The following is a 24,272-nucleotide window of genomic DNA, read 5'->3' on the forward strand; positions in this document are numbered from 1 at the left end:
TAATGCTAACAGGAGTGAGAATGATGGTCAAATATCCAAGCGGTAGTTCTGCCGCATATCGTAAAGCTGCTGAAGAACCAAAAATCAGGAAAAAGTACATTCATCGTGAAAATGTTAATTTTTCTGATCGAGGAATGAATCTTGAGCAGATGATTAACGAATCAAATAAATTTTATCGCATTAAAGAGATTGCGGTAGTGCATAAAAAACCAACACCAATCCAAATTGTTAAGGTAGATTATCCGAAAAGATCACGAGCAGTTATTAAAGAAGCTTATTTTCGCCAAGAATCAACAACGGACTATAATGGAGTATATCAAGGTTATTATTTAGACTTTGAGGCTAAAGAAACTAAAAATAAAACAAATTTTCCGTTAAAAAATTTTCATGAGCACCAAATTATTCACTTAGAACAGTGCTTAAAACAAAAAGGAATTTGTTTTACCATTATTGGTTTTACAGTTTTAAATAGGTATTTCGTAACGCCAGCCAGTAAAATTATTCAAGCATGGTGGGACAAGGACAAAAGCTCGGTCACGTTAAAAGAAGTTGAAAAATGGTCAATTGAAATTAAAAGTGGCTTTCAACCTACCTTACCATATTTAAAAGCTGTAGATCATTTTATCGCAGATAGGAAATTGAATAATGGCAAATAGAAATTATAATTCAAACAATGGACGCGAATCACGAAAAAATTACCGCGAGAATTTACCTAAGCCAAGGTGGAAACGTGTAGTTAAATTGCTCTTGATGGCTATTTTTCTATTATTTCTTTCCGGTGTTGGTCTTTTTGCATATTATGCTAAAGATGCGCCTAACATTAGTAGGGCTAGTCTTGAAAGTGGCGGTTCTACGGCCTTTTATACCTCAAGCGGTAAATTTTTAATATCACTTGGTACGGAAAAAAGAATCTATGCTAAAGATAGTCCAGACATGCAATTGTTAAAAGATGCAATTGTTTCTGTCGAAGATAAGCGCTTTTACAAGGATAAATTGGGAATTGACCCAATCAGAATTGTCGGTTCGATTCTAAGCAATGCAAAGAATCAAAGTATTTCTGCTGGAGGATCAACAATTACGCAGCAACTCGTTAAACTTAGCGTGTTCTCCACCGATACGTCACAAAGAACTTTAAAAAGAAAAGCACAAGAAGCTTGGTTAGCAATGCGTGTTCAGCGTGAATATACCCATGATGAAATTCTAGAATTCTACATTAATAAAGTTTATATGAATTATGGTAATTATGGTATCGGTACGGCTGCTAATTATTATTATGGTAAGAAAATTGGGGAATTAGATCTATCGCAAACTGCGCTTTTGGCTGGAATGCCTAACAGACCAACTATTTATAACCCATACCTTTATCCTAAATATGCCAAATATCGGCGTGACATTGTTTTACAGGCTATGCTTGATAATAAAAAAATTACTAAAGTCCAGTATAATCAAGCACGAAAAGAAAGTATCAAAAAGGGCCTAAAACCACATCAACAAAAGAATCAGTCAAATATTCGTAAAATTGATGATCCTTATATCAAGGAAGCAGTTCAAGAAGTTAAAAATAAGGGCTTTGACCCCTACCGTGACAACTTAAAGATCACATTAAACATTAATCAAAAAGCCCAAAGAAAGCTTTATGAATTAGCAAATAATGGTCAAGTACCATTTACTAGCGATACTATGCAGGTGGGCGCTACGGTAGTAGATCCAAGTAATGGCCATGTTGTAGCAATAATTGGTGGCCGGCATATTCCGTCAACGGTTCAATTAGGTCTTGATCGAGCAGTTCAAACTAGTCGCTCTACCGGTTCTTCAATAAAACCCGTTCTTGATTATGGTCCAGCAATTGAATATTTAAACTGGTCCACGTCTAAAGTGCTAGATGACAGTAAGTATTATTATCCTGGAACTAGTATCCAGCTTTATGATTGGGATAATAAGTATGAAGGCAAGATGACTATGCGACATGCATTGGAGCAATCTAGAAATGTTCCTGCTATTAAAACTCTAAAAGAAGTTGGTATCAGACGTGCCTCCAGGTTTGCCCGGCAAATGGATATTAATGTGCCAAAGACTGCAGGTTTATCCGTGGGTATTGGTGTAGACGCATCGAGCCTACAAATGGCAGGTGCATATGGTGCTTTTGCCACAATGGGGATTTACCACAAACCACAATTTGTTTCCAAAATTGAAACACCTGACGGTTTAGTGAGAAACTATGACTCCGAAGGAATTCGGGTAATGAGTAAAGCTACTGCTTATATGATCACTGATATGTTAAAGGGTGTTATCAAGCATGGTTCTGGGAGAAATGCACAAATCAGAGGTCTATACCACGCTGGTAAAACTGGTTCTGTTAAATATTCCGACGAGGAATTAGCTCATTACCCAGGTTATGGCGCAACTCCTAAAGATTCATGGTTTGTTGGTTACACTCAGAGTTATTCAATGGGAGTTTGGACAGGCTATGATAACTTAAAGGATGGAACTATTTCTGGTATTGGCCAGCAATCTGCTCAATTGCTTTATAAAAATATGATGTCCTATCTTATGAGCAATAAAGAAAATGTTGATTGGCAAAAACCAAATTCAGTCATTAGAGCTAGAATAATTAAAAATTCTAATCCTCCTGTTGTTTCTTCAACTGGTGAATGGCAACTGTTTGTTCGTGGGCATGCTCCAGCGGGAATTGTTGATGATAGTAGTGATTATGATAGTTCTGAGGAACAGACTGGCAGCAATTCAACTCAGAGTAATTATAACGAGCAAAACAGAACTATTACCCGTAAAAAGAGACCAACCGAATCACAGTCTGATGAAAATAAAAATGATGCTGGCCATGATCGTGATCAGACAAATAATGGTAATAATTCACCGGAAAATAAACCAAATAATCATGATAATGACAGCTCTCATTCAAATTCAAACGAAAATTCTGATAATCATGAAGGCAATAACAATCCGGCTAATGACGGCGAACATGATCATTAATAATTAAAAAATAAAAATGCCATAGCTAATTTACAGCTATGGCATTTTTGTATGCGGTGTTATTGTTTTTTTAAATATGAATATGGATCTTCTTTATCTCTTGCTGTCATAGAATAACGACCAAATAAAATCATTGCGTGATGAGTGTGGATCCACTCGCTTTTTGGTAATATTTCTTCTAGTCGTTTTTCAATTTCCAGTGGCTTAGCATTTTGCGGTACGATATGAAATCTTTTTGAGATTCGGGAAACATGTGTATCAACAGCAATAGCCGGTACACCAAAGCCGTCAGCTAAAACTACATTAGCAGTCTTCTCGCCCACTCCGGGCAATGTCACTAACGTTTTCTTATCTTCAGGAATTTGACCAGCAAATTTGTCCACCAAAATTTGGGCGGTTTCTTTTAAGTGCTTGGCCTTAGAATGATAGAGGCCAATTTTTGAAATATGGTGCTCAATATCGGTAATTGATGCTTGAGCTAAAGAGCTTGGATCTGGATAATCCGCAATAAATTTCGGCATGATTCTGTTAACCATTTTATCAGTCGTTTGAGCACTCATTAACACGGCGCAAAGTAAATGAAATTTATTATCCCAAATCAATTCACTTTTTGCATCAGGGTACATCTCGTTTATGGCACGCAAGACTTTTCTTGCTTCTGCTGTACTTAATAATTTTTCAGGCATTTAACGGTTCCTTTGTAAAAATTTTTGCACTTCACTTGTTGTTTTTAGGTTGTGCCGCTGCCAGTTAAGAAGCACGCGGTCAACATACTTTAAACTATATGCTTGCGACAATACAGCCTCTCTTAACGCCAACTTGATAATTTCCGGATCATAATGATCAACATTCAACCAAGCAGCAACCTCTTCTCGTTCGATTGGACTAAGATAACGGCCAAATTCAATTTCAAATTGCCGCATTAACTGGTTTAACGGACTATTATCAACAGTTGAAGAGCTGCTTTCAGTTACTCCTTCTTCAGCATTAGGCAAAACATTCTTGGCTAACAACTCATCGAGTTTTATATATAATTGGTCCAGATTAAATTGATTGCCAATCCGGCCCTTCTTATCAGTGACTTGGTCAATTGCCAAGTAATTTTTTTCAATTAGGCGCTGAATAATATCAGCGATTTCGGCTGAAGAAAAATTAGTGTTAGCAGCGATCTGTTCGTTAGAGGGAAAATTTTCACCTTTTTGAGCAAATAATTCAAGTTGCATAATTAAGATTATTTCAGAGTCACTAATTTTAAGTTGCGGATAATAAGCTAATAAACCATTGGAAAAAGTTGTAAATCCAAGAGTTCGGTAATCATTGTAATGCATGATAATTTTCTCTCCTTTAAAAAAGTTGAACTAAAATATTTTAGTTCAACTTTTTTAATTATTTAGTTAATGCAAATTTATGGCTTAACCCGGTTAATCATTCTTGGGAAAGGAATAGCTTCGCGAACGTGATCTAATTTGCAAATCCAAGCAATTACACGCTCAAAGCCCATACCAAAGCCTGAGTGAGGAACACTACCATATTTACGTAAGTCAAGATACCAATCATAATTTTCTTCTTTAAGACCGGCTTCTTTAATTTGCTCTTTCAGAGTGTCGTAGTCACTTTCACGTTCAGAACCACCCATAATTTCACCATAGCCCTCTGGAGCCAAAACATCAGCACATAAATATTCCTTAGGGTTATCTGGATTTTTCTTCATGTAGAATGGCTTAATTGCCGTTGGGTAATTAACAATGAAAAATGGCCGATCAAATTTTTCAGAAATGAATGCTTCGTCTGGAGCACCAAAATCATCGCCCCACTTGAAATCTCTGCCATCTTCTTGAAGCATTTTAACCGCATCATCATAAGATAAACGGGTATAGTTACCTTCTGCAGCAGGCCGCAGTTTTTCCTTATCACGGCCGAGTAATTCTAATTCGTAATCGCAGTTTTCCAAGACTTGTTTAACAACGTATGATAAAAAGCGTTCTTGAATATCCAAAGACTCATCTTGGTGCATCCAGGCCATTTCAGGTTCCATCATCCAAAATTCAGTAAGATGACGTCTTGTCTTAGATTCTTCTGCTCTAAAAGTAGGACCGAAAGTGAAAATCTTACCAAAGGCTTCAGCGCCTACTTCACCATAAAGCTGACCAGATTGTGATAAATAAGCATCGCCACCAAAGTATTCGGTATGGAATAGCTCCGTGGTACCTTCAGGAGCTGAATGCATAAAAATTGGAGCATCAAATTTAACGAAGCCCTCGTTTTCAAAGAAATCAACCGTTGCCTTAAAGATGGTGTTTCTAATGCGCATGATTGCAAATGGTCTTCTGCTACGCAACCATAAGTGCCGGTGATCAAGCAAGAATTCAATTCCGTGTTCTTTATTCCCGATTGGGTAGCCTTCATTATTAGTGACAACCTTTAAATCAGAAATTTGAATTTCATAGCCGAAGTGAGAACGATCATCTTGGTGAACAGTTCCTGTGATGTAAAAGCTAGCTTCTTGATGCAATGATTTTGCTGCTTCAAAAACTTCATCTGTAACATCATTTTTTCTAACTATTCCTTGGAAAAATGCAGTTCCATCACGTAACTGTAAAAATACGATTTTTCCACTTGACCGTTTATCAGTTAGCCAAACATGCATTTGAACTTCTTCATCAACATGCTTTGAACAATCTCTAATTGAAATTAATTTTGTCATAAACTTTTATTCCACTTTCCTTATCATATCAACTTAATAATACCAAAGTTTTGTTAAATAAGCGACTTAACCTAGTAAATTTCCGTTTTTAAATTCATAGAGTTTGTAATGGTAGTCACCTGAGCTATTTTTAGCCGCTACTTCCCAAACCGCTTTGTTACGATACCAACCCAAGTTAACCGCAGTAATTTTATCATCTGGATACTTAGTTCCGTATTTATTTCTAACTGCTGTCTCGCTAACGCCCTTTTTACTAGACAAAAGGAAGGCTTTCTTCGAGGCGGGTAAATAAATGAAGTAAAAGGTTTGGCTGTTTTTAGCAATGCCCTTAGCGGAGTAACTATTAACACCGCGATCTAAATGATAGTTTCGCTCAATTTTTTTAATCGGTGATTTTTGCAAGACTATTTGATTAAGCTCACGTGTTTCATTTCGTACGGGACTGCTTGCTTTATAAAAAATAAGCAGAAATGAAAAATAGAGCACAACAATAATGGCAATTAGCCAAGCAATAAATTTAAGCGTTTGTTTTGTGTCGTCTTCAATTATCATAATTATCCAACTTATTCCGTAAATCTTTTATCAAAATTTTTCTTGTTGTTACAGGTATTGCGTTTAAAAATACTTTACCATAATCTTTGCTCCAAATCCGTGAATCCAAAATTAAGAACTGACCATGATCTTTTTCGCCACGAATTAGGCGTCCCATGCCCTGCTTAAACCGAATAATTGCCCGTGGCATCGTATCATTTTGGAAAACATTAATGCCCTTTTTTTGCAATTGGCGTTGACGTAAACGTACTTCGGGCTGGTCGGGGGATTCAAATGGTAGTTTAGCGGCAATAACTAAATCAATCCGACATTCATGAAAATCAATTCCTTCCCAGAAACTATCGGCCCCGATTAAAATGGCCTTTTGCGCAATCGCGAACCTTTTGGTAATGCGGTTATTGGAGCCGGATACACCTTGGGCTAAAATTTCAAAGTCACGTAGATTAGGCGAATTTAAAATGGCACTAAAGACTTCTTTTATTTTATCCAAATTAGTCATTAAAACTAGAATATGGTTTTTCTGACTTAAATCATTTTCTAGAATGTTAGCCAGCTGCTGATCATATTGCGGCGTGTCGATAGCAGGAAAGTCTTTCACGGCTAAAACCTGCAAATGCTGATCAAGTTTAAATGTGCTGCTACCAATAAATTTTTCCGGATGTAAATCAGTTAAAGCTAACTGTTTAATTGTAAAGGAAAAATCATTGTCATTTGTTAAAGTAGCACTAACAAAGCAAAGATGGTCAAAACGAGCGTAAATTTGTTTTAATTCACTAGAAGCGTCTAATGTCATCCAGCTCAGATTAACACTTAACGGATCCTGAGGATTGGTTAAAGTTAGTAAAAATCCTTCCTGACTTAAAACTTCCTTGGTATGAAGAATGTCTGATAGCTGGTAGCTTTTAGTAATATAAAAATCAAGACGATCAATTTGATCAGTCAACTCACTTAAAACAGCATCCCTCTCCAATCCCGAATTATCAGTTTCATTATACAGCTTAAATAAAATAGCATTAGTCTGCTGCCGGACGTCTTCTAATTTGCGTTGAAACTCTCCAAGTTTCGGTAAAAATGGACTCTCACTAGCGAATAAATCCGTACCTTCAAAACTTAAGAGCAGATTACCATTTGGCAAGATATTTTTATTTACCGCTTGGTCGTTTTGGGCAAATAATATTCTCTGTAACTGATTGATGACGTGAATCAAGTCCAATATCGCCGGATCTAATTTTTCTAGAAAAAAGTTGACTGAAACATCATTACCATACTGGTTAAATACGCTATCTTCGGCATAAAACAAAAGATTGCGCAAATGATTGAGTACGCCCCAAAGTGATTCAAACTGAAATGAATCATTCCGCGAATTGATTACGTTATCGACAAAACGGTGAGCTTCATCAATCACCAAATAAGGATTTTGCCCCCAGATTGTGTCGTTGTAATGATTGGCCAAATAGGCGTGGTTAGTAATTAAAATATCGGCTTCTTCTTGCTTTTGCCGCGCTAAATTCCAAAAATCGACTTTAGCAAAACTACTACCTACCCGGGCATCCCCGGGATGAGCTATCTGAACAAACAACGGTGCCTTATAGTTAGTCAGCTGTAATTCATCTAGATCTCCCGTTTTAGTCTCCGTTAACCACACCAAGATTCGCATTTGCAAGACTAGCGTCATTTTGTTAGGAGTTCCCTGGTACAGACTCTGATAAAAGCCATCTAAATCGAGATAATGACTACTTGATTTCACCACTTCTGCAGTTAAATCAAGGTCAGTGACCTTAAGCAATTGGGGAATTTCTTGCGTGATGATCTGATCTTGCAAAACTTTAGTTGGCGTCGCCACCACAAGCTTTCGACTCGTATATAAATGATAGGAATAAGCAAACAAGTAGGAAAAAGTTTTACCAGTACCATTGGGTGCTTCAACCAATAACGCCCTTTGATCAGGATTCTTGATGAACTGATTAATTTGGTTGATTAAATCAACTTGCGGCTGCCGGTAATTGATTTTTCCTTTAAATAGCTGATGCTTGGCTTTATTACCGAGGGGAAAAGATGCATTTGAGCCATTACTGTGCTCTGGAATTTTAGTCTGTTGTTTTTGCAAAATAATATTGCGGACCTGCACGTAGTTTTTACCTAGTGGTCTTTTAGTTAGCCGCAACTCATCTGCAATTGTGGTAAAAATCCAGGAAGTATCTCGGATAAGACCATGCGCAAGAGAACTTAACGTATTCAGTGTGGCTTGCGGCAATGTTTCCAATTTGTTGATAATCTTAAGCAGTAACACAGCCGTCCCGTATGCATCTGAATCAGCTTTATGCGGATTTAGGTGTGGGATGTTTAGCTGATTAGTTAGATCTGTCAGCTTATATGACGGTAAAGTAGGAAACGCAATCTTAGCCAGTTCAACTGTATCGATTGCTCTATTGGTTAAAGCCTCATAGCCATGCTGCACTAGTTCATAATTAAGAAACGGCAAATCAAAATTTACATTATGCGCCACAAAGACCGCATCCTTTAAGATAGCAATAATCTTTGGAGCATAATAAGAAAAGTCCTTTTGCTGAGCTACGTCTGAATTATGAATATGCGTAAGGTTCTGAATTGCTAAAGGGATGTCACGGTGGGGATTAATCATAAAAGAGTAGGTTTTAACAACCTTCATGTTTTTGATGATGGCACAGCCAAACTGGATAATATGATTGTCCTCTTCGCGCTGGGTTCCGGTTGTTTCCAGATCCACGACTGCAAATGTCTCCTTAGCAAATAATGTCATTAAATTCGACCTCCTTTCTTTTCTACTTAATTTCGACGATTTTTTGCGCTGCCAGTAAAACTAGGTATTTGTGCGTTACCTTTTTGTTAGCAAACGAATTTAAAGCCTGCTCATAAAGTCGTAACTGCCCCGTGTATTTTTGCTTAAGCTGATTAATTGCTAAATCCAAATGATTAGGATCGAGATAATCAGTTTTATAGTCAAATAGTATTATGCCATCATTTTGGATGAAGTAACCATCAATTGTACCGTGAATTAAAATTTTAGCATTTGGATCACTAAAATGGTCAAATAAGCTACTTGCCGAAAGTAAACTGGAAAATTCAATTTCACGTTTTAAGTTCTCCGGCTTTTGCCAAAATTCACGGCTAAAGTCGCTATGAACAAACCAGTTAATCTGTTCTTTATTTAAATCCGGTACAATAGCGGGATTCAGTTTATCTTGCTTAACTAAAGAAGCAATTTCATCATCTAACTGCTGGTCGTCACCCTTGCCGTGATAATCATAATATTGTAACAGCAGGTGTGTCGCGGTTCCGATTTCGGCACCGGTAAACTTGGTTGCAAACAAAAAATTAGGCTTAGTATCAATCGGCTGTAAATACCTATTGGTTGATGAGAGCAAATGAGCATTCTCTAGTTCACTGTCCAGCGGATCATTAAAGGCCTTTTTAATTTCTGAAACAGATTGGTAAGCGGTCGTCTGACTAGCATCTTTAAACGGATAAGCAAAATCATAGAGCTTTTTGGCTGTTTGATTTAAAAGCGTGAAATCCTCTGTAGCGGCCGTTTTTGCTTGTACGGTTTTGGGCCGTGCAATTGTTTCATCCTGGTAGTGAATTAAGAGTAAATCTTCTTGCTCATCTAGTTCCGGGGTGATCTCACTCATCGGCAAAGCTACCTGATGCGTAAAGTTAATGGCCGGACCAATATAGCTCATTGCGCTGGTAGCATCAATCTTATCGCTTAAGGGTAACTTATGCTCATGAGTGAGCTGCTGACTCCAGGTCTGGGTAAGTTTGGGAAAATTCTTTAAGTCAGTCACTAAAATTAACTTTTGCCGTGCTCTAGTCATACCAACGTAAAGTATTCTAGCCTCTTCTTCGAGTAATTGTTTTTTCTTGGCAACATTGTCATATGATTTAAGCAGTGAATCAGCGCGATAATGCTCTTGGCGTAAAGTCAATCCGACATTATCTGCGTTAATAATATAATTTCCACTAAGATCACGCAATTGAAACCGGTGCTGCAACCCAAGATAAAAAACAATTGGAAATTCCAGGCCCTTAGACCCGTGAACAGTCATTAGCCGCACTGAATTACCTGCTTCTTTAGCCAGTAATGGCTGTGCCAGATCTTTTTGGCTGCGGCGCATTCTTTCGATAAAGTTAATAAACTGGTAAAGTCCCTTAAAACCCGCACTTTCATATGAGCTTGCCCGTTCATACAGTGCTTCTAAGTTGACCCGACGCTGTTTGCCATTGGGCAATGCCGTCATGATTTCTAGCAAATTGGTTCGCTCATAAATGCTCCAGACTAATTCGGAAATCCGGTGATTTGTAGCAAATTGTCTTAATTCAGCTAATTGGTTTAAAAAATCCTTTATTTTTTGACTGAGGCTGTCGTTAATTGCCACGTAAGAGGTCAAAGCATCATAAAAATTAGTATTTTTGCTATGAATCCGAATTTGGGCTAAATCTTGTTCGCTAAAGTTAAACAGCGGAGAGCGCAGAACAGTTACCAAAGGGATATCTTGATCAGGATTATCAATAATGCGCAAGTAATTCATAACGATGGTCAATTCAATTGTTTGAAAATAATTTTTGGCATCCGTCACCATTAACGGCAGATCGTTTTTCGCAAATTCCTGCATGATAGCAAGGTTCTCACTCCGGCTACGAGTCAAGATGGCAATATCACTATATTTAAAAGGCCGCTTTTGACCTGTTTGTGGGTCATATACTTCTAAGTGTTCATTTTGAAATTGCTTGATGCGATTAATAACCATGGCTATTTCTGCTGAGTCAATATCTTGCTCCTGCTCCTCATTTAATGAACCCTCTTTTTCATCTTGGTTATGATAAATGATTTCGCATGCAGCGGGAAGTGCAGCCGGATAATATTTAGCCCCTAAAACCAACTGTCCTTCTTTTTGGTAATCAATGCCGCCAAAGTCGGGTGTTAAGATGGTTTTAAACACTTGGTTAACAATTTTGAGAACGGGATTAGTCGAACGAAAGTTTTCGGAAAGCAAGATTCGCTCTTGGTCGGTATTTTCTTTCTTCGCTGCCTCTTGGTATTTATGCAAGAAAAGCGTGGGTTCGGCTTGCCTAAAACCGTAAATCGATTGTTTGACGTCACCTACCATAAATAAGTTATTTTGACCGGTCTTCTTAATTAGTTGTAAGATCTTTTCTTGCAACGGATTAATATCCTGGTATTCATCAACTAAAATTTCAGTGAACTTATTTTGGTAAAAGGAGCGTGCCATTTCAGCGTTAGATGTGTCTTGACTTAGGATCTGGTAAGCAAATTGCTCCATATCACTGAAGTCGACCAAATTTTCTGCCCGCTTTAATTCCCCGAAACGTTTGATTAGGGCATTTTCTGCTTTTACAACCGCTGTCATAATTTTTTGGCCACGTTTCAGGATCTCAATTTGCTCATGTTCATCTGTAGCGTAAAAAGACGTGAAGGCAGTAAACACTTGCTCAGCAGCTTCGGCTTTGCGGTCATAACAATTTTGGTAAAAAGCTAGTAGATCCTCATCCCATTTTTTTGACTTACGAAAGGTTCCGGTAAAAAGACAACTACGCAATAACTGCCTTTGGTCGTCGTAATTAGCGTCGTTAACTAGTCCTTCAAGATACCGGTTTAAGCATTTGTGGAAAATAGTAAAACTTTCCTTAACCTTCGCTAGTTCCTTGGTTTCAATCAATGGGTCGTTAACAATTTGCTCAATTTTATTGCTGAGTTCAGTAAAAGTATTTGTTAAATAAGGTTTAATTTGCTTTTGCCACAGCTTAGTTGTAATTACGCTTTCCCCTACTTCATATTTAGCAGCTAAGCCTTTTAACCAACTGGAATAATCAGGTTTAGCCATTGCGTAAGAGTATAAATCTAAAAGAAGATTTTGCGCTGATTCTGCATCCCTGTCGCCAGCAAAATTATTATAAAAGCTAATGAAGTCCTCGTCATTTGCCTCTAAAAACTCGCTTTCAATTTCGTGCAGTGCTCGTTCACGCATCAATTCGGCTTGCGTTTCATCGGTCAAGACGCTAAAGCTTGGATCAAGATCGATGACGTAGTAAAAGCGATGAATGACGTCTAGGCAAAAGGCATCAATTGTGGAAATATTGGCAGAGTCAACCGCGTTAAGCTGCTGCCTGAGATAGGTTTTGGCAGTCGTCTTGGCTAGCTCAGTTTGCAAAACTTGTTTAATTCGCCCCTTCATTTCTTGGGCTGCTGCCTTAGTAAACGTCACTACTAATAGTTGGTCTACCCTAGTTCCGGCAAGAATTTCTTGCAGCAAACGCTGCACCAAAACAGTGGTTTTGCCACTTCCAGCGGAAGCAGAAACTAAGATGTCGTGTCCGCGATCGCTAATCGCCTTATTTTGGGCTTGAGTAAAATCTGCCATGACTATTCCTCCTCTCCCAGTTTCTCTTTAATTTTACTTAATAACTCTTTTTTACTTAAACTACCTACCTGGTGATACTTGTTTTCCTTAAGCATTGCGTCAAAAAAGAAAATATCACGGTAGTCAGAATAAGTTAAGGCGTTAATACCTTTGCCATACTTATATGGATTGAGTTTAATTTCACCGGATAAAATTTGACTTGCGGCGTCCTTAATGAGCTCTTCATCATATTGCAGCAAAAGCTCAATTTCATCGTCTTTAAAAGCATTACCCCGAAAGCTGAGACTGCCATCTTTTTTACTATTAACACCGGTATACAAATCCGAGGTGGTACTGTTTTTTTCAAGCTCAGGGTCAGCGTCAAGAACTAGTGCTTGGTCATAATTAATTAATCCGGTGTATTTTAACCTGGTTTTGCCATCCAGATTATCTTGTTTTAACTCTAAATGACTATTGTACAAATCTTTACCGTTTAACCGCTCAGTTTGCCTCGTAATTGTTTGGTAAAACGCACCAAGCAAATAAAGTGGTGTTTTGCCCGTAAAGAAGGGTTGGTTTTTCAGTAAAACATCGAGATAGGAAACCATTTGTAGTGAAATACCTTGGTAAAAGAGACCCAAATTAAATTTCTTTGCGGAAGACTTGTAATCAATCACCTGCGCCAAGTATTCATTCTTGTCACTAATTTGGGCCAAATCTACTCGGTCCATCTTACCGCGTAAATTAACATAATGCTTGCCAGCCAAGTTAGGAACAACCAGGTCAAGGCCGTGGACTTTTTCGCCAAAGCCAAAACTAAGTTCAGAGTATTTTGCCCGTAAAGGCGTTTTTTGTACTGCTTTTTGCCAGTTGAAAACAACCTTGGTGGTAGTTTGATCAAGACACTTAAATAAAAATTGGTTAAAGGGATCATTGGCTAGCTGCTTATACTTAGCTTCGGCCATCATTTTCGCTCTAGCAATAGCCAGTAATTGACTTAAAGTAGTTTCGTCAACATCGGCTAAATCTAAGTGCTTTTGGTTAAGTTCTTTTACCAAACGGTCGAAAGTTTCGTGAAAATAATTACCAGCTTGAATAATATCAAACTCATTTTCAAAGCGTTTATGCAAATGCAAACCGTAATTTAAAAAGTATTCGTAAGAATTTTCATAAAAAGTTTCCAATTGTGAAACGGATGAATTTAAATTCTGGCCGTACAATTCCTGGGCTAACTCAGCACCAATATCTGCTGGCTGGTTGTCAAATTGACTGGCTTCTAGAACCATTGCCGTCTTAGTTGGGATTTTTGCTGCTGTTAATCTTAATAATTGATCAACATCAATTTCGCTATTTGCCTGCTTTAAGTAAGTCAAGTAACCTAAACTTGCCTGGGGATTGGTCAGGAAACTTAAAAGGTCTTGGAATTTTTCCGGTAAATTGTGTTGCTGGAATTCGATTGCACCAGCGCGTTTGAGCCGGTCATAATAAATTGAAGGCTCAACTGCTTCGTTGTCAGAATTGGCCACCGAATAAGATAGGTAAACCTTGTCACTGGCCAAGGCTAAACAAATACCAAACTGATAGTTCTGATCAAGATTGCTTAATTGCTGGTGATCTTCCAAATAAGAATCTTCGCCAAAGGCAGTACTTAAATTCTCTAGATTTTCAGTGCTTAAAAAGCCTGGGGTGGTTTGAATGGCTGGCAAACCAGTGCTAGTAGCGCCCATGATGAAAACTTGCTTATAGCCGCTAACTTGGACAATACCTGTTTCAGAAAGATTAACTGCGTCCAAGGTAGAAGGAATTTGGGAGAAAGTAGCCTCTTTAAAGCCGTTGGTTAAAACATTGAAAAAACTGGCTACATCAAATTCAGTCGGATTAATCAGTAAGTAATCATGTAATAACGTAATGAGCAAGTCCCATACTTGTTCAGATTGGCGTGCTTGCTGCAAGTCACCAGCGGTTTGCGCATCTTCGCGCCATTTTTCAAGCACTTGGTTAACTTTATTATTGGTTAAAAAATTAAAGAAAGTGGTAATCGCTTTTTGCGTGTCCTCTTCCTGCTTAAGTTTAGTTAATAATCGTTCAAGCTTTTTCACAAAAAAGTCTTTTAATTTGCTTATTTTAGCCACTTCATCAGGAACTTTGTCTAGCCTGATCACTTCAGAAGCAACATAGTCCGTAAAATCACGTTTCCATAAATTATGGTTAATTCCGTGCGCTAAAACAAAATTTTCCAGCTCATCGACGTCATGAATATAAGCTGATTCTTCTTGGTACCAGTCCGGAATAATTAGATGGGTTTTCATAATTGCCAGCATATTTTGGCTTTGAAACGGCCGTGCCAAAAGCTGCGCAATATTTTCAATTAAAATAACTAACGGATGATATTTCATTTCTTGCTGTAAGTCATCAAAAAATGGGACATGATTCTGCCGTAAAATCGGAATCAGGTATGTTTCGTATTCATGTAGATTGGGTGCTAAGACCAAGAAATCGCGGTAACGGTAGTTTTTTAGGGCCACTTGTTGGTAAATTGTATGGGCAACATAATAGGCCTCGGCATACCGGTTATCTGCTCGAACTAATTGCACCTGGTCAAGTTTACCCACATCATAAGCAGTACCCGTCCAGAACTCATTGAGCAATTCCCGCTTAGTGGGCTGGGGCGAAATAGGAGTTTTTTCTACTTCATAAGACAGATCGTGCTGTTTCAAATAATTCAGTAATTGATTAATTGTTCTCTGAATTACATAATCGTAATCACCTTGCGCAAAATCAGGGTTAATGTCGCCAATTTTGGTTTTAAAAGCTAAGGTAACGCTATGAGCATGCATCATTAACAATTTGACCGTCAGACATTCCTGCAGTGAAAAATGAGAAAAATCACTAAAATAAAAATCGGTCTTGCTTAAATCAATTCCGCTAGCAAGATACTCATTCAGCTGCAATTGTACCTCATTTGAAGTCGAAAACTTAGTAGCAATTGTACTGGTAAATGCCTCGTAAATGATTTTAAGGTCTGCAATCTTATTTTTCGTTTCTAAGTCAAGAGAATCTTCGTCGATTTCATCAAGATCAAGGTTCCCTTCCCTAACCTGCAAAATCGTATCATAAAGTTGTTTAACTAAACCGGGACTGACGCTAACCGTTTTAAAAAGATGAAGCTGGTCACGTTTTTGCTCAATAATCTTGGCTAAAATCATGGCAGCCGCGGCATTATCAAGTTGTGTTGGCAAACCCTGTTCGGCATCTTTGAGGAAAAACCAAGCAAGTCGTGAAAATGATAAAACCTGCAAATTTTTAACCGATTGCTCAACGTTGCCCTTGCTAACGGCTAATCTGTTTATTGCTCTGACTTCTGTGGTAAACTTAATATGATTAGGAACGATAATAAAAGTTTCGTGTTCTGGAAAGCGTTGGTAGTTATCAACTGCAGCTTGCAGGACTTTTTCTTGTAAAGAATCTGTCTGCCGACCGACTAAAATCTTGATCATCTGTTCTCTTCTCCTTTGCTATTTATTTTAGCATAAGGAGTAAAAAAAATTCACAAACAGTAAGGATCTTAAGCAAAATGAAATCTAGTTATTTGGCCCATGGCAAAGTAATTTTAATCGGGGAACATTCGGTTGTATATGGCTATGATGCGTTAGCAATGCCAATTAATTCGCTTCATATCAAAACAACTGTTGAACCGGCCCCCGAGATGTGGATGGACACTGAGCGTTATCAAGGGCCTTTTTTTATGGCTCCAAATGAATATAACGGCTTAAAATATGTTGTTAAAAAAATGTTGGAGTTAGCTGCCAGTACAGAGCAACTGAAAATATCATATACTGGGCAAATTCCAATTGAGCGCGGATTGGGTTCTAGTGCCACCGTTGCCCTGGCAACTACTCGGGCAATGGACGATTATTTCAAGCTTAATCTGACCGAAGAGCAAATTTTGGCTATTACCAATCATGCGGAAATGATTAATCATGGTAAAGCCTCAGGTTTAGATGCGGCTACAGTTAATTCCAACTACCTCGTTTTTTTTAATCAAAAAGATGGTCCACGTGTTTTAAAAGCAAAACTGGGCGCTACTTTATTAATTATGGATACAGGAGAATTAGGCAGTACCAAAGAAGCTGTTATGCAAGTTCATGATCAAATAAAAGCTTCACCACAAGCAGCAGATAAGTTAAAGCGACTGGGAAAATTGGCCGATAGGACTAAGACGTCTTGGCTTAATCATGATGCTGGTCAAATTGGTACTTACTTTAATGAAGCACAAGAAATTCTGTGTTCTTTTGGCTTATCAACGGCTAAAATCGACCAATTACAAAAAATTGCACTTGCGCACCAAGCGCTCGGCTTTAAGCTTTCAGGCAGCGGTCTTGGCGGCATTGTAATTGCTCTTTGCAAGAATCATGCGGTAGCGCAAGCAATAGCAGATCATAGTCAAAAAATTGCTGTTAATAGTTGGATTGAGGAGATTTAATGGGAAAAACTGTACGAGCACACGCCAATATTGCACTAATTAAATATTGGGGGAAAAAAGACGAACGTTTGCGACTACCTTTAATGTCAAGCCTTTCTATGACGTTGGATCGTTTTTATACTGATACTAAAATTACCGAAAGCGATCTTAATCATTTTTACTTAAACGGGATTGAACAAATCGGTCAAAGTTCGCAGCGTGTTTTCACTTATCTTAAATTTTTGCAGGACAAGTTTGGTGTTAGTGGTAATTTAGCCGTTAGATCAACCAATCATGTTCCAACGGCTGCTGGCCTGGCATCGTCTTCATCGGCTTTTGCTGCTTTAGCCGGAGCTTTCTGCTCTCATTATGGCTTTGAAATAGAACCCAAAGAATTATCCCGGCTTGCTAGAATGGGTTCAGGCTCTGCGTGTCGGTCAGTTTTTGGTGGCTTTGTCTTGTGGCAAAAAGGTGAAGATGATACTTCCTCTTATGCCTACGCCTTAAACGAAAAGCCCGAGATGGACTTACAGCTTTTGGCAATTGAATTAAATCCGAAACCTAAAAAACTTTCATCAACGGAAGGGATGAAACAAGCGACCAGTTCCCCCTTCTTTAAGCCTTGGTTACAGCGAAATCAGACCGAGCTAGACCAAATGATAACGGCCATTCAAAATAATGATTTTACTGCGCTGGGACAACTAGCAGAATTAAACGCTAACGAAATGCACGCAATTAACTTAACCGCCCAGCCTGGTTTTACATATTTTGAGCCACAAACAATTGCAGCGATTAACTTGGTAAGGCATTTACGTGAAACTGGGATTGAGTGTTATTACACGATTGATGCTGGTCCCAACGTAAAAGTTATTACTCGTTTAAAAAATGTAAAAGAAATTACTAATCAGTTTGTATCGCAATTTGACAATGTTAAGATAGTAAATGCAAGTTTTGGTCCAGGTCTATCATATTTGGACTAATTAATGTAATTTAATTGATTAGGAGATTAAATTCTTTTGATAACAGAACAAGCGCCCGGAAAGTTATATATTGCTGGCGAATATGCGGTACTTGAACAAGATTGTCCCGCAATTTTAGTCGCAGTTAATCAATTTATCCGGGTTTCAATTACTAAAACAAAGTCATCTACTGGGTTAATCCATTCTAAACAATATTCACAAGATTCAATTCACTGGGTTAGGCATGGGGCCGAAATGGTTATTGACAATCGTGATAACCCTTTTGAATATATTTTGGCGGCTATTTCGTTTACTGAACGATTTTGCCTTGAAAAGCACATTGAGATGCAGGTCTATGATCTTTATATCAATTCGGATCTTGATTCGGCTGATGGTAAAAAGTATGGCTTGGGCTCCAGTGCGGCAGTTACGGTAGCGACTGTAAAAGCAATCCTACGCTTTTATAACGTACCCTTCAGTAACGAACTTGTTTATAAATTGTCAGCCATCTCTCATTATTCAGTTCAGGGTAATGGCTCGGCTGGCGATATTGCTGCCAGTGTTTATGGTGGCTGGCTTGCCTACCAGACTTTTGATAAGAGTTGGCTAAAACAAGAACTAGCACATAAATCGCTGTCTGAAGTTGTCGATGAAGCATGGCCAGGACTAAAAATTCAGTTGTTAACGCCGCCAACCGGCATGAATTTAATGATTGGTTGGAGTCAAAAGCCTGCTTCCACTTCCCGCTTAGTTGATGAAACTAATGCCAACAAAGAGGCACTGAACGGAAAGTACCGGGAATTTATTAGGCTTTCACGAAAATGTGTTTTAAAAATGATTGTTGGGTTTGAAAGAAACGATATCGACCTAATTAAAAAGCAGATCCGCGAAAACCGTAAATTGTTGCAACACTTTGCTGCTATCAATCAAATTGCGATTGAAATTCCCCGCTTATCCAAATTAATTAACATTGCTGAATCATTTGGTGGTGCTGCTAAAACTTCTGGTGCCGGTAACGGTGATTGCGGGATCGTCATTACAGATGAGCAAACCAACATAGCGGCCCTTGAAGAAGAATGGCGTCAAAACGGGATTATGCCCCTTGATTTTCACGTTCATTCCGTCAAGTTAGCCCGGTAAATGAGTAAGAGGAAAAAATGTCCATTAGATCTACGCGTAAAGAAGAACACTTGGCTTTAGCCCAAAAGTTCTATGAGAATGAGAAGTCGAATAGTTTTGATCAGATGCATTTAGTTCGGCCGGCTTTACCCGAAACTAATGTTAACTTGCAGGCGATTAGCACAAAAATGTTTGGCAAAACTGTGAGTGCCCCATTTTTCATTAATGCAATGACGGGCGGCTCTAAAAAATCTTTTGCAATTAACCAAGCTTTAGGTAAAATTGCCCAGCAAACGCACATTGCGCTTGCTTTAGGCTCCGCCAGCATTCTCGTTAAAGAAGCAGATCAGCTGGATAGTTTTATTATTGCTCGTCAAGAGAACCCCAACGGTGTATTGCTTGCTAACATAAATGCTAAGACCTCTGTAAGAGATGCTGAAAAAATTATTGCTGAGCTGCAAGCAGATGCCTTGCAAGTCCATTTAAACGTCGTGCAGGAAATAGCAATGCCGGAAGGTGATCGCGACTTTCACTGGCTAGCTAACCTTCAAGAACTACGCGAGCAAATAACTGTGCCAATCATTATTAAAGAAGTTGGTTGTGGTCTGGATCAAGCAACAATTCACCGTTTAAAAAAAGAAGGCATCACCTTCTTCGATATCGCTGGTAGTGGTGGTACCAATTTTGCACAAATCGAAAATGCCCGAAACCCGCAGCCCCTTGCTTACCTTGAAAATATCGGCTTACCCACTGTTATTGCTGCGGTGCTAGCTGCAAACGAAGATGTTGATTTGATTGTTTCAGGGGGAATTCGCAATCCGTTAGATGTCTTCAAGGGACTTTGCTTAGGTGGAAAATATGTTGGTATTTCTAACACCTTCTTACAAGTCCTGCTTCAAGACAATGGCTTTGAAAATTTACTTCAACTGATTAAAGAATGGCAAAAGCAACTTGCTTATTTAATGGCGATTTATGGTCAAAACAATTTAACCGATTTGCCTAAAATTAAGCGGTACTTTGATTTACCATTAAAAGCGCAAATTGACCAATTACTTTAAAAATAAGTCAAAAACATGAGTATTGAAAAATCCTGTTAGATCTTGGTATTGTAAACCTTGATTTAACAGGATTTTTGTTTGGATTAAAAGATAAAGTATATTTAACTGACTTGCTTATTATTAGTCATTTAAAAGCCGCCAAATTTCTTTTTGAACTGCACTACTATTGCTAGAGCCAATTACGCGGTTAGCTGCACTTTTAGCGATTGGCAAGGCGGTAGCAGTCACATAACTTTGACCAACATATTTAAGCATTCCCACATCATTGCCACTATCACCGAAAGCAACCATTTCGCGGGGATTGATATGATACTTTTTGCTTAAGTACTCTAATCCAACCGCCTTGTTCATTTTCTTGGTCGAAATATCAATTGAAGTAGCTGACCCCGACACAAAACCGATCTGAGGATAATTATTTTGCAATTCGCTAATAATTCGTGGCCTCTTTTTTGCTGGAACATCGAGTGTAACTTTAAAAATCTGATCTTGCAAATCGGTAAAACTTGGCACAATTGTCAATTTAGCATAATATTTTTTTAACTCAGTAGCATATTCTGGTCCGTCACTTGCGCGTACGTATGCACTTGCAAGACCGGAAACGGTTATCTTTTCATGCGCATACTTAGCGATAATCTCAAAAATGACTTGCAAATCCTCATCGGAAATACAATCGGTATGAATAACCTGCCTGCCTTGGGCTACCAATGCTCCATTCTCAGCAATAAAGTACATTTTAGCTGCAGTTTTGGGAAAACGGGCATAAATATTTTCATATTGGTTACCGCTAGCAATGACAAATTTAATTCCGCGCTCCTGCATAATTGCAAATTCACGTAAAAATAGTTCCTCATCGTAGGTTTTTTGATCGGTCAACCATGTACCGTCCATATCGGTAGCAATTAATTTAATCATGTTAATCTCTAATCTTTCTTCAAAATTCGTAAACCTTTAGGGTAAAAATTCTTCAAAACGCCATCTCTCGTATTTTTACCAAAGCTAAAGATTAAGTGCTGGTAACTAAGTAAAATAAAGCCCTGCATCTTTTTATCTTGGCCACGTAATGTTTCTCCGTGTAAAAAAGCAGTGAAATCTGGTTGGCTAAGTTCAAGTACCTGCTTTTGCTCAACTTGACTTAAAACCATTGCCAATTGATGACTCGGTTCAAACCGATTTTTCTTGAGCAAACCTAGTTCAAAACCATTATTTAAAATTTTCAAATGAGCAATGTTTGTCGTTAAAGCTGGTAAAAAAACGTGATCGTGGCTTACTAAACAGCGCGTGGACCATTCACTTAATGCCGAAGGCAGATTGAATGGTTTTAAGACTGGTGCAATCAATTCCACCTCTTGATTAGTTAGGTGCCTAGTACTGGCTTTTTCACGTTTACGCTTTTGTCGTTGAAACTTGGCTTTAGCGATTACTGAGCTGGCAGGCTTTTGCAGTCTTGCCACAAATTGGCCTTCTCCTAGCTCATCAAAAGGCCAAAAACGTACTGTGTTAGTTAACGCTGGATTTTGATCAGCCCAATCAGGGTTTCCAGTAGCGCAGTTAGTATTGCTTAAAGTGATAGGTAAAATCTCAAAGCTATAAGTTTGTGCGAGCCAAGATACAATTTGTTCATCTTCTTCGGGCGCAAAAGTACACGTCGAGTAAATAAGCTCGCCACCCGGTCGCAACATTTCTGTCGCAGCTGCTAAAATTTCTTTTTGACGACTTTGGCAGGTTAAGACATAATCCTGGGACCAATAAGAAACGGCATCCGGATTTTTGCGAAACATCCCTTCCCCACTACATGGTGCATCAACGACAATTTTATCAAAGAAATTGTTAAAGTGCTGCCCTAATCTTGCTGGACTTTCATTAGTAATTAATGCGTTGGTGACTCCCCAGCGCTCCAGATTTTCACGTAGGACTTTTGCTCTGGAAGATGAGATATCGTTAGCAACTAGCAGACCATCACCTCTTAACTGTTCAGCCAAAGCGGTACTTTTTCCGCCAGGCGCAGCGCAAAGATCAAGCACTTTCTCTCCGGGTTTTACCTGAGCAATCTGCGCAGGAAACATTGCAGCTGGCTCTTGTGAATAGACCATCCCGCTTACCCATTCAGGATCTGAACCACTAACTTGACCATAATACGCATTATTAATCCCTAAAACAGGTTTTGTTAGCGCGTAGCCAATATCTTGTTTTTGCTTGAGTGCGTTAATGCGAAATGCTTTCTTTGGTTCTTCATCGTTCATTGCAACAAATAGCTGATCGGCTTTTGGACCCAATAATTTGCGGTACTTAGCAGTAAATTCATTAGGTAATTTAAGCATCTAGTTTTTCCTTTCGTACGCGATAAAAAATGCCGTAACTATAGATAATGGAAATAATTATCCAGCTAGCTAGTAACAATAACAAGAGATGTTCCGGCTTTGAGAAGAAAGCCCGCCAGCATAAGAAGAAATAGGCACCAAACACTAGTAAAATTTCGGTTAAAATGGTTCTAATTCCGTGGTTTAACAGCCAATTTCGCAGTAATCCGCCACTTAAGTGAGTTTGCTTAACAGTTTGCCAATCTAAAAAGGCTAAAATAAGATTGCTGATTCCGGCAATCAAAATAAATACGACAATTAATAATATTTCCTTGATCACTGAAAATTGATGGCTCTGATGACTTTTGACAAACGATGGTGTTTTAACCTTTACACCATAATGAGCAGCAATCTGTCTGATCACCCTAGTCGAACTATCAATGATAATTACGTAATTGCGCAACTTAAATTGACCAGTCGGCTGCTTTGAACCCGTAGTTAAGTAATACCCATTCTGTTTCATTTGCCGATAATGCTTTAATGTCCCAATTACGGTGTAATACTTATTGTTTAAAACAATGTACTGGTTTCCTTGCGTTTTATACTGTTTAACATTGGCATTTAAGCCTAAGACACCAAAAGAGACCCTACCCTTAAAGTCATCAGAAGTAAAGTAACGACCCGCTTCTGTTGGCAGAGTTAAGACATCTTTGTTAGACCAAATTAAAGTTTGCTTATCTTTTCTGTTACTTGCTAGGTGAAGCTGGATCTTGTTTTTTGGAAACTTTTGCTCTAAATAACGCACAAAAGTGCTAATGTTTTGGTCATTTTTAATTTTAATATAACGAGTATTATTGCTTAATCCGTATGCTTCAAGTAATTGATTGGCTTCATCGGATTGAATATTAGATAGCATTGAGCCCACACCGAGCATTGCTAAAAAAATAATAAATAATAAAAAAATCTTTTTAAATTTCATGTTCTATCTCAAATATTTGTTCATCGATAAAATCGTAACTGGTAAAAGTTTGCTTAATTTGTCTAAGAGCTGGTGAATGACGAAATTTTTCCTGGTGCCAAAAAGCTGGTGAGTTTGTGGCCCCATTTTTTTCGCCAATAAACAAGAAGTGACTTTTGGGATTGTACTTTTGCCAGGCTTTAACTGCTGCTAAATCACTGCGGTTAAAATTGGGTGCCCAAGAACAAAGAATTAAGTCTACTGCTGAATACTGGGCAATAGCTGAACTAGCATTTAGATTAACCACAGAAGCAAACGGTTGCTGGCCAGTTCGCGAAGTCTTGGCCCACTGCAATGAATCTGTTGCAATTGTTTGAATCCCAACCTGTTGTAATGCCCAAGTCCAATAAGCGTTACCCGCCATTATTTCCAGTGCTGAATTTACATGTAAGTTCTCTTTGATTGCTTGAGCCGTTTCCAAGTTCGGTAAAGACCATAAACCATAGTGAATTGATAAAAACTGCCTTGTACTGTTAAAAAGCTGGTTAATTATCTTAAGTGCCGCTGCTTTTTGCGGTCCGACTTCTGTCATTATCTCCTCTAGTTTATCAGGATAAAAGCCGAGTGTATCTGGTGCTTTAGCCAAAACTTGCTTTTTTTCAATTGTTTGAATGATGCTCATGATTTCTTTAGCTTGCTGATCAACCTGTTGGTTGTCAATCTCAATTGCTAAGTGCTTAATTTTCTCTAAAAATTCTGTCATATCAAATACCT

The 24,272-nt window shown here is 38.4% G+C and carries 17 protein-coding genes; 6 read left to right on the forward strand and 11 right to left on the reverse strand.

The window, feature by feature from the left end; translation table 11 throughout:
- Positions 1-23: 23 nt before the first annotated feature.
- Both recU and J3U54_RS05090 read left to right on the forward strand, forming a co-directional pair.
- Positions 24-656, forward strand: coding sequence for a Holliday junction resolvase RecU (recU, locus tag J3U54_RS05085; protein WP_323807530.1), 633 nt, complete (start codon positions 24-26; stop codon positions 654-656).
- Positions 646-2,991: a transglycosylase domain-containing protein gene (locus J3U54_RS05090; RefSeq protein ID WP_267385325.1), complete on the forward strand. Its 2,346-nt coding sequence runs from the start codon at positions 646-648 to the stop codon at positions 2,989-2,991. Before recU ends, J3U54_RS05090 begins: the two co-directional genes overlap by 11 nt.
- Positions 2,992-3,050: 59 nt before the next feature.
- On the opposite strand, the gene nth is transcribed toward J3U54_RS05090, so the two are convergent.
- The 7 genes from nth to J3U54_RS05125 all read right to left on the reverse strand — a co-directional run bounded on the left by nth (position 3,051) and on the right by J3U54_RS05125 (position 16,142).
- Positions 3,051-3,677 (reverse strand): endonuclease III, encoded by a 627-nt coding sequence (gene nth / locus J3U54_RS05095; RefSeq protein ID WP_103751627.1) that lies wholly within the window; start codon positions 3,675-3,677, stop codon positions 3,051-3,053.
- Entirely contained in the window at positions 3,678-4,319 is a 642-nt protein-coding gene (locus J3U54_RS05100) for a DnaD domain protein (RefSeq protein ID WP_220221145.1), read from the reverse strand.
- Positions 4,320-4,396: 77 nt separating this feature from the next.
- A complete protein-coding gene (gene asnS, locus J3U54_RS05105) occupies positions 4,397-5,695 on the reverse strand; it encodes an asparagine--tRNA ligase (protein WP_220221146.1) in 1,299 nt (432 codons plus the stop codon).
- Positions 5,696-5,761: 66 nt separating this feature from the next.
- A complete protein-coding gene (locus J3U54_RS05110; RefSeq protein ID WP_267385326.1) occupies positions 5,762-6,247 on the reverse strand; it encodes a hypothetical protein in 486 nt (161 codons plus the stop codon).
- Positions 6,237-9,026 (reverse strand): helicase C-terminal domain-containing protein, encoded by a 2,790-nt coding sequence (locus J3U54_RS05115; protein ID WP_267385327.1) that lies wholly within the window; start codon positions 9,024-9,026, stop codon positions 6,237-6,239. Before J3U54_RS05115 ends, J3U54_RS05110 begins: the two co-directional genes overlap by 11 nt.
- Before the next feature lie 22 nt (positions 9,027-9,048).
- Positions 9,049-12,666 carry a helicase-exonuclease AddAB subunit AddA gene (gene addA, locus J3U54_RS05120; protein WP_267385328.1) on the reverse strand — a complete coding sequence of 1,206 codons (3,618 nt, stop codon included), beginning with the start codon at positions 12,664-12,666 and terminating at the stop codon, positions 9,049-9,051.
- 2 nt (positions 12,667-12,668) lie between these two features.
- The gene (locus J3U54_RS05125) at positions 12,669-16,142 is read right to left on the reverse strand and encodes a PD-(D/E)XK nuclease family protein (protein ID WP_267385329.1); all 3,474 of its coding nucleotides are present in this window, start codon (positions 16,140-16,142) and stop codon (positions 12,669-12,671) included.
- A gap of 77 nt (positions 16,143-16,219) precedes the next feature.
- Between J3U54_RS05125 and mvk the strand changes: the two genes are divergently transcribed.
- From mvk to fni, 4 genes are read left to right on the forward strand one after another with little or no spacing between them, the layout of a single operon-like run.
- Entirely contained in the window at positions 16,220-17,128 is a 909-nt protein-coding gene (gene mvk / locus J3U54_RS05130) for a mevalonate kinase (protein ID WP_267385330.1), read from the forward strand.
- Positions 17,128-18,087, forward strand: coding sequence for a diphosphomevalonate decarboxylase (mvaD, locus tag J3U54_RS05135; protein WP_267385331.1), 960 nt, complete (start codon positions 17,128-17,130; stop codon positions 18,085-18,087). The genes mvk and mvaD overlap by 1 nt, the downstream gene beginning before the upstream one ends.
- Positions 18,088-18,123: 36 nt before the next feature.
- Positions 18,124-19,206 (forward strand): phosphomevalonate kinase, encoded by a 1,083-nt coding sequence (locus J3U54_RS05140; RefSeq protein WP_220233049.1) that lies wholly within the window; start codon positions 18,124-18,126, stop codon positions 19,204-19,206.
- A 17-nt stretch (positions 19,207-19,223) separates the two neighbouring features.
- Positions 19,224-20,243: a type 2 isopentenyl-diphosphate Delta-isomerase gene (gene fni / locus J3U54_RS05145; RefSeq protein WP_267385332.1), complete on the forward strand. Its 1,020-nt coding sequence runs from the start codon at positions 19,224-19,226 to the stop codon at positions 20,241-20,243.
- A 120-nt stretch (positions 20,244-20,363) separates the two neighbouring features.
- Here fni and J3U54_RS05150 read toward each other — a convergent pair whose 3' ends face one another.
- From J3U54_RS05150 to J3U54_RS05165, 4 genes are read right to left on the reverse strand one after another with little or no spacing between them, the layout of a single operon-like run.
- Entirely contained in the window at positions 20,364-21,155 is a 792-nt protein-coding gene (locus tag J3U54_RS05150) for a Cof-type HAD-IIB family hydrolase (protein WP_220221154.1), read from the reverse strand.
- Positions 21,156-21,163: 8 nt separating this feature from the next.
- Entirely contained in the window at positions 21,164-22,561 is a 1,398-nt protein-coding gene (locus tag J3U54_RS05155) for an RsmB/NOP family class I SAM-dependent RNA methyltransferase (RefSeq protein WP_267385333.1), read from the reverse strand.
- Positions 22,554-23,519: a hypothetical protein gene (locus J3U54_RS05160; protein WP_103751639.1), complete on the reverse strand. Its 966-nt coding sequence runs from the start codon at positions 23,517-23,519 to the stop codon at positions 22,554-22,556. The genes J3U54_RS05155 and J3U54_RS05160 overlap by 8 nt, the downstream gene beginning before the upstream one ends.
- Positions 23,509-24,261: an SAM-dependent methyltransferase gene (locus tag J3U54_RS05165; RefSeq protein WP_267385335.1), complete on the reverse strand. Its 753-nt coding sequence runs from the start codon at positions 24,259-24,261 to the stop codon at positions 23,509-23,511. Before J3U54_RS05165 ends, J3U54_RS05160 begins: the two co-directional genes overlap by 11 nt.
- Between the last annotated feature and the right edge of the window lie 11 nt (positions 24,262-24,272).

Source organism: Lactobacillus sp. B4007, from assembly GCF_026535895.1.
Taxonomy (GTDB): domain Bacteria; phylum Bacillota; class Bacilli; order Lactobacillales; family Lactobacillaceae; genus Lactobacillus; species Lactobacillus panisapium.